This window comes from Burkholderia sp. AU19243 (assembly GCF_018148075.1).
GTDB lineage: Bacteria > Pseudomonadota > Gammaproteobacteria > Burkholderiales > Burkholderiaceae > Burkholderia > Burkholderia latens_A.
Window position 1 is genome coordinate 103,116 of the sequence record NZ_JAGSTV010000017.1, and the last position, 13,356, is coordinate 116,471.

A 13,356-nucleotide genomic window follows, 5' to 3' on the forward strand; every position below is an offset into this window, starting at 1 on the left:
TCGTCCGCAATTCGCGCATGAAGGCGCTCGGCCGAAGCCTGCCGTTCGTCGCGCTGCTCGGCCCCGCGCTGCTGGTGCTGGCCGCGCTCGCGCTGTATCCGGTCGCGCAAGTGCTCGTGGATTCGTTCTGCCGCGTCGACTACGCGGCCGGCCGGCGCGCGTTCGTCGGGCTGGCGAACTACCGCGCGGTGCTCGGCGACGACGCGTTCGCGGCCGGCTTCGGCAACACGCTGCGCTTCACGGTCGTCGCGTCGCTGGCCGAGGTCGCGCTCGGCTTCGGTCTCGCGCTGCTGTTCGTGCGCGCGTTTCCGGGGCGGCGCATCGCGCTGCCGCTCGCGATCCTGCCGATGATGCTGTCGACGCTCGTGTGTTCGGCGATCTGGCGCAACTGGCTCAACTTCGACGGCTTCCTGAACGCGTTGCTTGCCGCGTTCGGACGCGAGGGCGTGCGTTGGCTGTCCGATCCGCATCTCGCACTGTGGTCGCTCGCGCTCGTCGACGTGTGGCAATGGACGCCGATGGCGTTCCTGATCGTGCTGGCCGGACTGCAAGCGATCCCGCACGAGCTGTACGAAGCCGCTCGCACCGACGGCGCGAGCGAATGGCAGTGCCTGCGCGACATCACGCTGCCGCTCGCGGCGCCGCAGATCGGCCTCGCGCTGCTGCTGCGCTCGATCGACACGTTCAAGCTGTTCGACAAGGTCTATGCGCTGACGGGCGGCGGCCCCGGCAACGCGACGCAGACGCTGTCGACCTACATCTACGACACGGGCTTCCGCTTCTTCAACGTCGGGCCGGCGAGCGCCGCGTCGGTGCTGATGCTCGCGGCGTCCGCACTGCTGGTTTCGGGGTACGTATGGCAGACGGTTCGCAAGCGGCGCGCATGACCGCGCGACCGGCGCGCATCGCACCCGGGCGAACGGGCGCGGTATTCGGTCGCGCGGCGCCATGGATTCTGCGCATCGTCGCGCTCGCACTGTTGCTGTTGCCGTGCCTGTGGATGGGCGGCGCCGCGTTCATGCCGACGCTCGAGCGCCTCGATCATCCGCTGCGGATCTGGCCGGTCGCGCCGACGCTCGAGCATTTCACGTCGGTATGGTCGAACGGCCTCGGTGCGCCGCTTGTCAATTCGCTGCTGGTCGGCGCGGGCACGACGGTGCTCGCGCTGACGCTCGCGTTTCCGGCCGCCTTTGCGCTCGTGCGGCTGCGCTTTCCGGCGCGGCTCGATCTGCTGTTCCTGATGCTCGTGCTTGCATTGAAGCTGATGCCTCCGATCACGATTGCGGTGCCGCTGTTCGCGCTCGCGAAGCGGCTGCATCTGCTCGATTCGACGCCCGGGCTGGTGCTCGCGTACCAGCTTTACGCGCTGCCGATGGCGATCTGGATGCTGCTCGCGTTTGTGCGCGACGTGCCCGTCGAATACGAGGAGGCTGCCTGCATCGATGGCGCGGGCCTCGCGCGGCGGCTCGTGCAGATCGTGCTGCCGCTGTGCGCGCCAGGGCTGATCGCGACCGCGATCTTCGTGTTCATCGCCGCATGGAACGAGTTCCTGATCGCGCTGCTGTTCGTGTCGACGCCGAGCCGCTTCACGCTGCCGCTCGCGATTGCAGGCTACGTGACCGAAAACGGAATCGACTGGGGCGATCTGATGAGCGCGGGGCTGCTGGCGTCGCTGCCGACGCTCGCGGTGGCCGGCTACGTGCAGCGTTATCTGCTGCGCGGTTTCGCCGGCGGGCTGAAGTGATGCGACGCGTTACGCGCAGCTATGCCGCACCACGTGCGTGACCGGGACGATCCTCGTGCGCGACGCGCCGTCGAATGCGTGGATCCGGTCGGCGAGCAGGTCCACCGCTGCGTGTGCGAGCGCTTGCGTGTCCTGGCGCAGCGTGGTGAGCCGATACGCGTTGTATTCGGCGGCAGGAATGTCGTCGAAGCCGATCACGCGCAGGTCGCCGGGCACGCGCAAGCCGTATGCGTCGCGTGCGGCATCGATCACGCCGAGCGCGAGCAGATCCGACGAGCAGAACACGCCATCCGGACGCTCGCCTGCCACGAAGAGTTGTCGCGCCGCGTCGATCCCGCACGCATGCGTGTCGGACCGCGTATCGATCGTGCGGACGAGCGTCGCGCCGAGCGTGTCGCCGTGCTGCAGCGCGTGCTCGAACCCGAGCGAGCGAGCGCGTGCGCTGTAGCTCGCGGTGCGCGGCCCGACGAACGCGAGCCGGCGCGCGCCGGCGAGCACCAGCCGTTGCGCGGCACCGGCCGCGCCTGCGGCGTTGTCGCTGACCACGACGTCCGCGCCGGGCAGGTTCGCTTCGCGGTTGATCATCACGACCGGAATCCGGTGATCGAGATACTGTTGCGCGACCGACAGCGGCGGCGATGCCGACGTCATCACGAGGCCCGCGACCCGGTAGCTGAGCAGCCGCTCGAGCGATTGCCGGACCTGATGCGGATCGTCTGCGTTGGTCACGAGTGGTGTGAACGCGCGTTGGCCGAGTGCGGCCATCAGGTCCGACAGCAGCCGCGCGCGGAACGGATTCTCGAAGCCGGCCGTCACGACGCCGATCATGCTGCTGCGCTGCGTGATCATGTCGCGTGCGATCAGGTTGACCTGATAGCCGAGTGCGCGCGCGGCCACCATCACGCGTTCGCGCGTTTCCGGCGCGATACTGGCCGTCGGCGAGAACGCGCGCGAGACCGCGGAGCGCGACACGCCGGCCCGCACCGCGACATCCGACGCGGTTACCCACGTTTTTCTTTCCTTGTCAGTCATCGATACATGAACCGTTCGCGACACGAAGAACCCGCGCCGCTGGCCGACTGGATGTCGGTGCTCGACGACGCGCGACTGCTGCACACGCTGACCTTACCAGGCAGCCATGACACCTGTGCGTATACCGTCGACGATCCGCTCGTGCGCACGCAGCACGCGCCGCTCGCGGCGCAGCTCGCGCACGGCGTGCGGCTGCTCGACATCCGCTGCCGGCACCGGAGCGATACGTTCGACATCCATCACGGCGGGATCGCGCTCGGCATGTCGTTCGACGACGTGCTCGCGGACTGCACGCGTTTTCTCGATGCGCATCCGCGCGAATGCATCGTGATGTCGGTGAAGGACGAATGGCCGGCGCACGCATGCACCCGCAGTTTCGACGCGACGTTCGATGCGCATTGCGCGCGGCATCCACGGCTGCACTGGCATTCGGGCAGTGCGTTGCCGACGCTCGGCGACGTACGCGGGGCCGTGGTGCTGTTGCGCCGCTTCCGCAGCAGCCGGCCGTTCGGTATCGACCTGACGGCGTGGCCCGACAACGCGACGTTCACGATCGATCATCCCGATGCGGCTTTCGTGATCCAGGATGAATACCGGGTGCCCGTGCCCGGTTCGATTCACTACAAGTGGCGGGTGATCGACGCGCTGCTCACCGGCATGCCGTCGCCGGACAGCGGCCGCTGGGCGATCAATTTCTGCAGCGGGACAGGGATGGGCGCGAATCCGTCGGTAGTCGCGCACGGCGATGGCAGCGTGCAGGGGATTCACTCGCGGCTCGCGCAGCGATTGCGTGAAGCGCGCGGGCCGTGCGGCGCGATGCTGCTCGATTTCTGCGACGACGACGACTGGGCGCTGGTGCGGGCGCTGGTCGAATGCAACTGGCATGTGCGTGCGGCGGGAAACACGCGCAGGCCGGCCGGGTGTTAGTGTGAAGCCGCGCCGGGCGCCGGGCGCCGCGCGATCGCGTGCGCGTTGCCGGTCACATTGCGACGCGCGATGCCGACCTAGCGCGTCGCGATCGCCACCGCCGCCCCCGCCATCGCGGTCGCACTCGTGCGGTTCGCGATCCGTTTCGCGCGGGCGGAGGTGAGGAACGCGCGCGCACGAACCGCAAGCAGCGACCAGAAGCAATCGGCGAGAATCAGGATCGCGAGCATCGTGCCGACCAGTTCGGCCCACGCGACGACGCCGACATGCGTCAGATCGACGATCGTCGGCAGTAGCGCGAGATAGAAGAGCATGATCTTGGGATTGCCGAGCGTCACAAGCGTGCCCGCGACGAACATCCGCCACGGCGACTGACCGCGCGGCAGCTCGCCGGCTTTCGTGTCGGTCGGCGCGGTCCACATTTTCCATGCGAGAAACAGCAAATACGCGACGCCGAGGAGCTTCAGCACGAGAAGCCCCGTCTCGAACGTGCGCGCGAACGCGGACAGCCCGGCGACGGCCAGCGTGAGCCACAGTGCTTCGCCAAGCCACATCGCGGCGAGGAACGGCAGCACGTCTCGCACGCCGTTCGTCAGCACGCGCGCGACGAGCGCGGCGACGCTTGGCCCGGGCGTGCCGGCGGTGACGAGCAGGGCGATGGCGAACACGGCGAGCGCGGACGGCGTCATGGCGAACCTCGTGGGCAGGGCGTTCGAAAGGTGTGAGGTTTCGATTATAGTGACGGCCGTCCCTGCTTGCCTGCTACGTCGTCGTGATGACAGTACCGATCCGGATTCGTCCCGCCACGCGGGAAGACGCGGCCGCGATGGCCGCCGTCGAAGTAGCCGCCGCCCGGCGGTTTCATGACGTCGGCATGCCCGACATCGCCGACGGTGAACCGACGCGTGCTGCCGACTTGCTGGCGCGCATCGCCGACGGCCACGCGTATGTCGCGACGGATGAAGCCGGCACGTGCGTGGGCTTTGCGTTCTACCGGCTGCTCGACCCGCAGCGGCTGTATCTGGAAGAACTGGATGTCGCGCCGTCGCACGCCGGGCAGCGGATCGGCGCGCGTCTGATCGAGCGGATCATGACGCGCGCCGCGCAAGACGGCATTGCACAGGTCGTGCTGTCGACGTTCCGCGATGTGCGGTGGAACGCGCCGTACTACGCGCGCCTGGGCTTTCACATCGTCGACGACGCATCGCTCGACGACACGCTGCGCGCGATCCGCGCACACCATATCGCGCTTGGCCTCGACGAAACGCAGCGTGTGTTCATGCGCGCGGACGTGCGCGCATGAACGCGGCGCAGGCCGTCAGGCCGCGTCGCTGAGCGCCGGGTAGTCGGTGTAGCCCGTTTCGCCTTCTGCGTAGAACGTCTCCGGCACCGGCTTGTTCAGCGGCGCGCCGAGTTCGAGGCGGCGCGGCAGGTCGGGGTTCGCGATGAACAGCTTGCCCCATGCGATCGCATCGGCGTCGCCGTTCGCGAGCGTGTGCTGCGCGGATTCGAGCGTGAATTGCTCGTTCGCGATCAGCGGCCCGCCGAACGCCTCCTTCAGGCGCGGGCTCAACTGGTCGCCCGAATAGGCTTCACGCGTGAAGATGAACGCGATCTTGCGCCGGCCGAGTTCGCGCGCGACATAGCCGAACGTCGCGGCCGGGTCGGAATCGCCCATCGTGTGCGCGTCGCCGCGCGGCGCGAGATGCACGCCGACGCGGCCCGCGCCCCACACGTCGATCGCCGCGTCGACCACTTCGAGCAGCAGGCGCGCGCGATTCTCGATCGGGCCGCCGTAGGCGTCGGTGCGATGGTTGGTGCTGTCCTGCAGGAACTGGTCGAGCAGGTAGCCGTTCGCGCCGTGGATCTCGACACCGTCGAAACCGGCCTTCTTCGCGTTTTCCGCGCCGTGGCGGTACGCGGCGACGATGCCCGGAATTTCATTGAGTTCGAGCGCGCGCGGCGTCACGTACGGACGCTGCGGGCGCACGAGGCTCACGTGGCCGCCCGCGGCGATCGCGCTCGGCGCGACCGGCAGGTCGCCGTTCAGGAACACCGGATCGGAAATCCGGCCGACATGCCACAGCTGCAGCACGATGCGGCCACCGGCCGCGTGCACCGCCTGCGTCACGCGCTTCCAGCCTTCGACCTGTTCGTCGGACCAGATGCCGGGCGTGTCCGCATAGCCGACGCCTTGCGGCGTCACCGACGTCGCTTCGCTGATGATCAGCCCGGCCGACGCGCGCTCGGCGTAATAACGGGCCATCAGGTCGTTGGGCACGCGCGTGCTGCCGGCGCGGGCGCGGGTGAGCGGAGCCATCACGATGCGGTTCGGCAGTGTCAGGTCGCCGAGGGTGACGGGGTCGAACAGGGTAGGCATGGCGGAAAACCTCTTCACGAAAGGCGGGATCGCGCCGCGTCGTGCGCGGCGTGCGGCCCGCATGGCCTGAGTCAGAGTTCGCGACGCAGCGCGTCGAGAAATGCGTCGATGACGGCCTCGTTGCGCCGGAAGAACGCCCACTGGCCGATCCGCGTCGACGTCACGAGCCCCGCGCGCTGCAGCGTGGCGAGGTGCGCGGAGACGGTCGACTGCGACAGCCCGCAGCGCGCATCGATCTGCCCCGCGCAGACGCCGTGGTCAAACGGCAGCGTCTGGTCCGGAAAATGCGCGCCCGGCGTTTTCAGCCAGACGAGAATTTCCCGGCGCACGGGGTTCGAGAGCGCTTTCAGGATCGCATCGATGTCGAGTTCGGTCGGCATGGAAAGGCGGAAGGTTCAGCCGGAAAATCCGGGCAACCAGGTATCGTCGATGGCCGAATCATATATCGTAAAAACACGATATCTTCGATGACACTGTCGGTGGTGGGGTTTATTGCGCTCGATATCGGTAAATCGGCAACACGCGCGGATGCGAGCGGGGCGCGATCGGACGCGGGAAAAACGGCTGCGTGCGCGCCGAATCACGCGTTTCCATACTGCGCGAACAGCCACCGGCGCATCGCGCCGAGTGCGTACGACTCCGCATTCGCCCGCGGAAAGACGACGTAAAAGCCGAGCGACATCGGAAACGAGAAATCGAACACCCGCCGCAGCCTGCCTTCCGCGATGTCGCGTTCGACGAGCGGCTCGCTGGTCAGCGCGATGCCCTGTCCGGCGACCGCCGCGTCGATCGCGAGCAGCGACTGGCTGAATCGCGGTCCCTTCGTCGGATCCGCGCGGCCTTTGCCGCCGAGCTTCCCGATGAATTCGGGCCACAGGTCGTGCGCGTCGTGCAACAGCACGTGCTTGGACAAGTCCGCGGGCTTGCGGATTGGCGCGCCGCCGTCGAGCAGCGCCGGGCTCGCGACGGCGAAGACGTCGAGCGGAAACAGCAGTTGCGCGACCAAGCCCGGCGGAAACGGCGGTTTGCTCAACCGGATCGCAATGTCGACGCCGTCGGCCCGGAACGTGGCCAGCCGTTCGTCTGCGATCACGCGCACCTCGATGTCCGGATGCAGCCGGCTGAAGTCCGCCAGGCGCGGAATCAGCCACTTCGACGCGAACGATGGCGTCGTGCTGACCGCGAGGACCGTCGGGCGTTCGCCGAGGGCGTCCGTCGCATCCGAGATGATTTGCAGCGCGCGCTGAACCGACGAGAAATACTCGAGCCCGCCGCGAGTCAGCGCGAGCCCTCTGGGCAGGCGCCGGAACAACTGCACGTCGACGACATCCTCCAGATGCCGGACCTGCTGCGCGACCGCCCCCTGCGTCACGCCGAGTTCGTCGGCGGCCAGCCGGAAATTCAGGTGCCGCGCAGCGGCCTCGAATGCGCGGAGCGCATTGAGCGGCGGCAACCGGCGGGTGCGGGATAAAGCGTTCATGCAGTAGAAATTCTACAGTCTGGATGGAGAAATCATCGTTCGACAAGGCGATTATAGAGCCCTAAAGTGGCGCTTTGGATCGACGATCACGGCGTTGAGCCGATCTATCGGGAGAGCGGTATGACTGTAGAGAAAGTGGCTTTGATCAGCGCGGCGGGGAAGGGCATGGGGGCGGCGATCGCGCGCGATCTCGCGCACAACGGCTATCGCGTCGCGCTGATGTCGCCGTCGGGCAGTGCGGTCGAGCTCGCGAAGGAGTTGGGCGGGTTCGGCATCGCGGGGTCCGTCACCGAAGACGCCGACATCGCGCGCTTCGTGGACGAGACGCTCGCGAAGTACGGCCGCATCGATGCTGTCGTCAACAACACCGGGCATCCGCCGAAGGGCGACCTGCTGTCGATCGACGACGACAAATGGCACGAAGGGCTCGACCTGATCGTGCTCAACGTCGTGCGTGTGCTGCGCCGCGTGACGCCGGTGTTCCTGAAGCAGGGCGGCGGCGCGGTGGTCAACATTTCGAGCTTCGCGGCCGACGCGCCGGAGCAGCCGATGCCGGTGTCGTCGGCGCTGCGCGCGGCGCTCAGTTCGCTCACGCGCCTGTACGCGGAGCGCTATGCGAAGGACAACATCCGCATCAATTCGGTGCTGCCCGGCTTCATCGACAGCTGGCCGGAGACGCCCGAGATCGTCGCGCGCATTCCGGTCGGACGTTTCGGCAAGACGCAGGAGATCGCGCAAACCGTGACGTTCCTGCTGTCTGAAGGCGCCGGCTACATCACCGGGCAGAACATTCGCGTCGATGGCGGCATCGTGCGCGCGCTGTAAGCGGGCGCGGCGTCGCGACGATGCGCGCAACCGGTCGCGCGGCGGCATCGGCTCAGTTGTGCCGCTCGCCGATCCGGTTCTCTTCGGGGCTCCACACGCTCAAGCCCTCCGTCGGATCGAGCGGCAGTTCCCACGGCCGCGCGGCGATCGCCTGCATCGTCGCGTCGAAGCCGGCCTGGCGGCGCGCGGCGATCCCGTCCGGCGTGAAATCGATGTCCTTCCACTGATCGTCACCGTCGAGCCGCGGCGCCGCGAGCTTGATGACATGCATCGTCGTCTGGCAGCCCCACGCGGCGAGCGCCTGCACGTCGGCCGACGCGCGCTCCGCTTCCGGCAGCCGCATCACCAGTTCCTTGATCACATGGCGCAGCCGGTGAATCTGTTGTTGCCGCGCGATGTTGCTGTCGGTGCGGCTCGCGTACTGGATGTCCTTCTGCCGCTCCGACACCTGCCAGATGCTTTGCGGCTCTGGCCCGACCGGATTCCACATCTGCACCGAGAAGATGATCGAGCTGCGGCGCGGCGCATCGTCGAGCACGACCTCGACCGGCGTGTTCGAAAAGATGCCGCCATCCCAGTACGGCGCACCGTCGATCCGCACGGCAGGGAATGCGGGCGGCAGCGCGCCCGAGCTCATCACGTGTTCGATGCCGAGCGGCCGGTCGCGCGAATCGAAATAGCGCATCGTGCCGGTGCACGCATTGACCGCGCCGACCGTCAGTCGCGGTCGCCCCGCGTTCAGCAGCTCGAGATCGATCAGCGACGCGAGCGTGTCGCGCAGCGGCTCGACCACGTAGTACGACGCGTGCTCGACGCCGACACGCGCGAGCGGCCCGAGCCATGCGGCCGGATTCGGCCGGAAGAAGCCTGGAATGCCCGCGCCGATGACCGCGAGTTCGGCGCCGATCTTGTCCCAGCTCGTCGGGAAGCCCGGCACGTTCACGGCCGCGTGTTCGGTCACGTGGCGCCAGAATTCCGCCATCCGCTGCGCGCGGCGCGCGGGCGCGTTGCCGGCGATCAGCGCGGCGTTGATCGCGCCGATCGACGTGCCGATGACCCAGTCGGGCTGGATGCCCGACGCGTCCATTGCTTCGAATACGCCGAGCTGGTACGCGCCCAGTGCGCCGCCGCCCTGAAGCACGAGCACGGCCTGCCCGGGCAGTTTCGGATGTGCGGGTTGGCTTGCCGTCATCGCTGTCCTCACGGTCGATGCCGGCCGGCGAGTGCCGGCCGGTTGCAACCAGTGTAGGCGATCGGCGTCGGTCGGTGCCGGGTCGTCGCGCGCCGTGCGGCGCGCCGCGTCACTCCACCGTGATGGTTTCCTTCATGTAAGGATGGATGCCGCAGAACACCTTGTACACGCCGGGCTTGTCGAAGCGGAACGAGTAGGTTTCGTCCTGGTCGAGCGCTTTCGAATGAAAGATGCCCGCGTCGTTGACGACCGTATGCGGTTCCGCGTCGAGGTTTTTCCACGTGAGCGTCGTGCCGGCCTTGATCGTGGTCGACATCGGCGAAAACATGAAATTGCGGATCGTCACGAGCGGGCCGGCCGGCGTCTGCGCGAATGCTGCGAGCGGCGCGCCGGCGGCCGCCGCGCACATGAGCAGCGCGGCCGTGCGCATCGAAGGCTTGAGAAAGGTCATGTCGGTCTCCTTGCGTATCGAAAGCAGCCGAGGAATCACGCGATCGTCGTGTCGTGCAGCGACGCAGCGACCGGATGGCCGGTGAAGTCGACGGTCGTCACGCCGAGCATTGCGGGCAGGCGGTCGCGCGGCACGGCAAGCGGCACCGGCCCCGGTCCGTTGCCGGCGGTCGGTTGCGGGAATGCGGTGGAGCGCGCGGTATGGAACGTCACGTTGCCTTCGACTTTCGACACGATCTGATGGATGTGTCCGTTCAGCACCGTGACCGAGCCGAAGCGGCGCAGCAGCGCCATCGCCTGCGGCGCGTCGCCGGTGCCCCAGCCCCACGGCTCGTAGATCGTCCACATTGGCATGTGCGAAAACACGACGATCGGCGTACTCGACGACTGGCCCTTCAGATCCTGCGCGAGCCACGCGAGCTGTTCGTCGCCGAAGCTGCCGAGCCCGTTCGGCTTGAAGTGCATCACGTTGACGAGCGCGACGAAGTGCACGCCCGCGTGGTCGAAGCTGTAGTAGCCGCGGTTGTTCGATGCGTTGCCGAACCGGCTGAAGTATTCGGCGCCCGAACCGTCGGTCACGTCGTGTTCGCCGGGCACCGTGTGCAGTTCCGGCACGCGCAGCCCGGACAGCAGCTGTGACGCATGGTCGAACTCTTCGGCCTTCGACAGATGCGTGATGTCGCCGGTATGGATCGCGAGCGCGGGCGTCGCCGGCATCGCGTTGACGAGATCGATGGTTTGCCGCAGCGTGGCCGCGACGTCAGGATTCGCGTCCTTGTTGAACCCGATGTGCGTGTCGCTGATCTGCACGAACAGCGGCCGGCCCGCATTCGCGGGAAGTGCGGTGCCGCTTTGCGCGAGCGCGAGATCGAACGGCGTCAGAACGCCGCCCGACAGCGTGAACAGCGTGCCGAGGCCGCCGAACGCCATGCATTGCAGGGCCTTGCGGCGCGACGGGCGAGTGGGATTCGATGAAGACATGTGAGCCTCGCATTCGTATGACGGAACCGGACGGCCGGGTCGTCCTGGATTAAGCCGGCGCTTTCGCATGCGATACCGATGCGGCGGCGGTTTTATTCCCGCGTGTTGCGACGCCGTGCCGGGCCGGTGACGGCCGGCCGATGACCCGTCAATGTCCTGTAAGTGACACGACATATGTGCGTCACGCCCGCCAGATAGCCTGCGACACCGAATCACGTGTCCGGAGCCCCTCATGCCGAATCCCGCGGCAACGGAAACCCGCGGTGCGGCTCGTCGTCGCCGGCCCGCCGTCAGACTCGCGCTGCCTTTCCCGATCGCCGTCGATCGTCCATCCGGTTCGCGGGCTCAAGCTCATATCCGCTGACGCACCTGTCGGCCGCGCGGCGTGCGGCCGGCCCCATCGATCTTTCAATTCGACCAAGACGCTACCGATGGATATCAGTTTCTTCGACCCGAACCGCACCGCCAACGCGTCCGCGTGGCGCGTGCTGCCCAACCGCTGGGATGCGGTCGCGTTTCCGCTGATCATCGGCATCCTCGCGATGGCGATCGTCGGCTTTCACGAAACGATGGCGCCGATCGCCGTGCTGCAGACGCAGAAGATCTCGCTCGATCCGTCGAACCTGCCCGAATACGCGCTGCGCACCACGCTGCGGATGCTCGCCGCGATGGTCGCGTCGCTCGCGTTCACGCTCGTGTACGGCACGCTCGCCGCAAAAAGCCGCCGCGCGAGCATGGTGCTGATCCCGATCCTCGACATCCTGCAATCGGTGCCGGTGCTCGGCTATATCTCGTTTACGGTCACGTTCTTCCTCGCGCTGTTTCCCGGGCGCGTGCTCGGCGCCGAGTTGGCTGCGATCTTCGCGATCTTCACGAGCCAGGCATGGAACATGACGTTCAGCTTCTATCAGTCGCTGCGCACGGTGCCGCGCGATTTGAGCGAGGTGTCGCGCGGCTTCCATCTGACGCAGTGGCAACGGTTCTGGAAACTCGAGGTGCCGTTCTCGATGCCGGGGCTGATCTGGAACATGATGATGTCGATGTCGGGCGGCTGGTTCTTCGTCGTCGCGTCGGAGGCGATCACCGTCGGCAACCAGACGATCACGCTGCCGGGCATCGGCGCGTATCTCGCGCAGGCGATCGCGGATAAGAACCTCGGCGCGGTGGGTTGGGTGATCGTCGCGATGTCGGTCGTGATTCTTGCGTACGACCAGTTCCTGTTCCGCCCGCTCGTCGCGTGGGCCGACAAATTCCGGATGGAGAACACCGCGTCCGGCGACGCGCCGCAATCGTGGCTGCTCGACATGATGCGTCGCACGCACCTGATCCATCAGTTGCTGGTGCCGGCCGGCTGGTTGCTGTCGCAGGCGGCGCGCATTCCGTTGCGCGCGCCGTCGTTCCGCGTTACCGGCGCGCGCGGCGCGGAGAGCCGTCGATCGTCGCGCATCGGCGACATCGTGTGGGGCGCATTCGTGATTGTGCTGACCGCATACGTTGCGTGGCGCGTCGTCAGCTTCGTCGCGACCGGCGTGACGATGGCGGAGGTTGGGCACGTGATCATGCTCGGACTGATCACGCTGCTGCGCGTGCTGGTGCTGATCGCGATCGCGTCGGTAATCTGGGTGCCGCTCGGCGTGCTGATCGGGCTGCGCCCGGCACTGGCCGAAAAGATCCAGCCGCTCGCGCAATTCCTCGCCGCGTTCCCGGCCAATCTGCTGTTCCCCGTGTTCGTGATCGTGATCGTGCGGTTCCATCTGAACGCCGACATCTGGCTGTCGCCGCTGATCGTGCTCGGCACGCAGTGGTACATCCTGTTCAACGTGATCGCGGGGGCGATGTCCTATCCGAACGACTACAAGGAAGCGACGAAGAATTTCCGTATTCGCGGCTGGCAGTGGTGGCGTCAGGCGATGCTGCCCGGCATCTTCCCGTACTACGTGACCGGCGCGATTACCGCGTCGGGCGGCGCGTGGAACGCGAGCATTGTGTCCGAGTTCGTGCAGTGGGGCGACACGAAGGTCGTCGCGCACGGTCTCGGCTCGTACATCGCCCAGACCACCGCGGCTGGCGACTTCCCGAAGATCATCCTCGGCATCGCCGTGATGTCCCTGTTCGTTACCCTGTTCAACCGCGTGCTGTGGCGTCCGATGTACGCGTATGCGGAATCCCGGCTCCGTCTCGATTGAGAGTAAGCGCGATGCAAAATTCGACTGTAATCAACGCCCCTGTCCAGACGTCCCAGCCGCTTCAGCCGCCGCGCCTCGGCGACGAAATCCTGCGCGTCGACCACGTGAGCCGCGGCTTCAACAAGACGCAGGGCGAGCTGCTCGTGCTCGACGATGCGA

The 13,356-nt window shown here is 67.1% G+C and carries 14 protein-coding genes and 1 pseudogene; 7 read left to right on the forward strand and 8 right to left on the reverse strand.

Features of this window, described 5'->3' with window-relative positions:
• The first annotated feature begins 17 nt into the window (after window positions 1-17).
• Together KDW55_RS25415 and KDW55_RS25420 are read left to right on the forward strand one after the other, a co-directional pair.
• Window positions 18-887 (forward strand): sugar ABC transporter permease, encoded by an 870-nt coding sequence (locus KDW55_RS25415; RefSeq protein WP_212161350.1) that lies wholly within the window; start codon window positions 18-20, stop codon window positions 885-887.
• Window positions 884-1,744, forward strand: a complete 861-nt coding sequence (locus tag KDW55_RS25420) for a carbohydrate ABC transporter permease (RefSeq protein ID WP_069243547.1) — start codon at window positions 884-886, stop codon at window positions 1,742-1,744. Before KDW55_RS25415 ends, KDW55_RS25420 begins: the two co-directional genes overlap by 4 nt.
• Window positions 1,745-1,753: 9 nt before the next feature.
• On the opposite strand, the gene KDW55_RS25425 is transcribed toward KDW55_RS25420, so the two are convergent.
• Window positions 1,754-2,776, reverse strand: coding sequence for a LacI family DNA-binding transcriptional regulator (locus KDW55_RS25425; protein WP_069243149.1), 1,023 nt, complete (start codon window positions 2,774-2,776; stop codon window positions 1,754-1,756).
• 6 nt (window positions 2,777-2,782) lie between these two features.
• On the opposite strand from KDW55_RS25425, the gene KDW55_RS25430 reads away from it, so the two are divergent.
• Window positions 2,783-3,703 (forward strand): phosphatidylinositol-specific phospholipase C, encoded by a 921-nt coding sequence (locus KDW55_RS25430; RefSeq protein ID WP_212161347.1) that lies wholly within the window; start codon window positions 2,783-2,785, stop codon window positions 3,701-3,703.
• 77 nt (window positions 3,704-3,780) lie between these two features.
• Here the strand turns inward: KDW55_RS25430 and KDW55_RS25435 are convergent, their stop codons facing one another.
• A complete protein-coding gene (locus tag KDW55_RS25435) occupies window positions 3,781-4,392 on the reverse strand; it encodes a LysE family translocator (protein WP_212161346.1) in 612 nt (203 codons plus the stop codon).
• Between the two features lie 86 nt (window positions 4,393-4,478).
• Between KDW55_RS25435 and KDW55_RS25440 the strand changes: the two genes are divergently transcribed.
• Window positions 4,479-5,006 carry a GNAT family N-acetyltransferase gene (locus KDW55_RS25440; protein ID WP_040140315.1) on the forward strand — a complete coding sequence of 176 codons (528 nt, stop codon included), beginning with the start codon at window positions 4,479-4,481 and terminating at the stop codon, window positions 5,004-5,006.
• A 15-nt stretch (window positions 5,007-5,021) separates the two neighbouring features.
• On the opposite strand, the gene KDW55_RS25445 is transcribed toward KDW55_RS25440, so the two are convergent.
• From KDW55_RS25445 to gcvA, 3 genes are all read right to left on the reverse strand, one after another.
• On the reverse strand, window positions 5,022-6,083 hold the full coding sequence (locus KDW55_RS25445) for an alkene reductase (RefSeq protein ID WP_212161345.1): 1,062 nt from the start codon (window positions 6,081-6,083) through the stop codon (window positions 5,022-5,024).
• A 71-nt stretch (window positions 6,084-6,154) separates the two neighbouring features.
• Window positions 6,155-6,463, reverse strand: a complete 309-nt coding sequence (locus KDW55_RS25450; RefSeq protein WP_040140307.1) for a helix-turn-helix transcriptional regulator — start codon at window positions 6,461-6,463, stop codon at window positions 6,155-6,157.
• Window positions 6,464-6,663: 200 nt separating this feature from the next.
• Window positions 6,664-7,563 (reverse strand): transcriptional regulator GcvA, encoded by a 900-nt coding sequence (gcvA, locus tag KDW55_RS25455; RefSeq protein ID WP_212161343.1) that lies wholly within the window; start codon window positions 7,561-7,563, stop codon window positions 6,664-6,666.
• A 120-nt stretch (window positions 7,564-7,683) separates the two neighbouring features.
• On the opposite strand from gcvA, the gene KDW55_RS25460 reads away from it, so the two are divergent.
• Entirely contained in the window at window positions 7,684-8,388 is a 705-nt protein-coding gene (locus KDW55_RS25460) for an SDR family oxidoreductase (protein WP_040141198.1), read from the forward strand.
• A 52-nt stretch (window positions 8,389-8,440) separates the two neighbouring features.
• On the opposite strand, the gene KDW55_RS25465 is transcribed toward KDW55_RS25460, so the two are convergent.
• The 3 genes from KDW55_RS25465 to KDW55_RS25475 all read right to left on the reverse strand — a co-directional run bounded on the left by KDW55_RS25465 (window position 8,441) and on the right by KDW55_RS25475 (window position 11,011).
• A complete protein-coding gene (locus tag KDW55_RS25465; RefSeq protein ID WP_069243146.1) occupies window positions 8,441-9,580 on the reverse strand; it encodes a patatin-like phospholipase family protein in 1,140 nt (379 codons plus the stop codon).
• Window positions 9,581-9,689: 109 nt separating this feature from the next.
• Complete coding sequence (locus tag KDW55_RS25470; protein WP_040140302.1) at window positions 9,690-10,031, reverse strand: cupredoxin family copper-binding protein; 342 nt, start codon at window positions 10,029-10,031, stop codon at window positions 9,690-9,692.
• Between the two features lie 35 nt (window positions 10,032-10,066).
• On the reverse strand, window positions 10,067-11,011 hold the full coding sequence (locus KDW55_RS25475) for a metallophosphoesterase (RefSeq protein WP_069243145.1): 945 nt from the start codon (window positions 11,009-11,011) through the stop codon (window positions 10,067-10,069).
• Between the two features lie 431 nt (window positions 11,012-11,442).
• Between KDW55_RS25475 and KDW55_RS25480 the strand changes: the two genes are divergently transcribed.
• Together KDW55_RS25480 and KDW55_RS25485 are read left to right on the forward strand one after the other, a co-directional pair.
• Window positions 11,443-13,197, forward strand: a complete 1,755-nt coding sequence (locus KDW55_RS25480) for an ABC transporter permease subunit (protein WP_212161341.1) — start codon at window positions 11,443-11,445, stop codon at window positions 13,195-13,197.
• 11 nt (window positions 13,198-13,208) lie between these two features.
• Window positions 13,209-13,356, forward strand: a pseudogene (locus KDW55_RS25485) (nitrate ABC transporter ATP-binding protein); the annotation flags it as partial.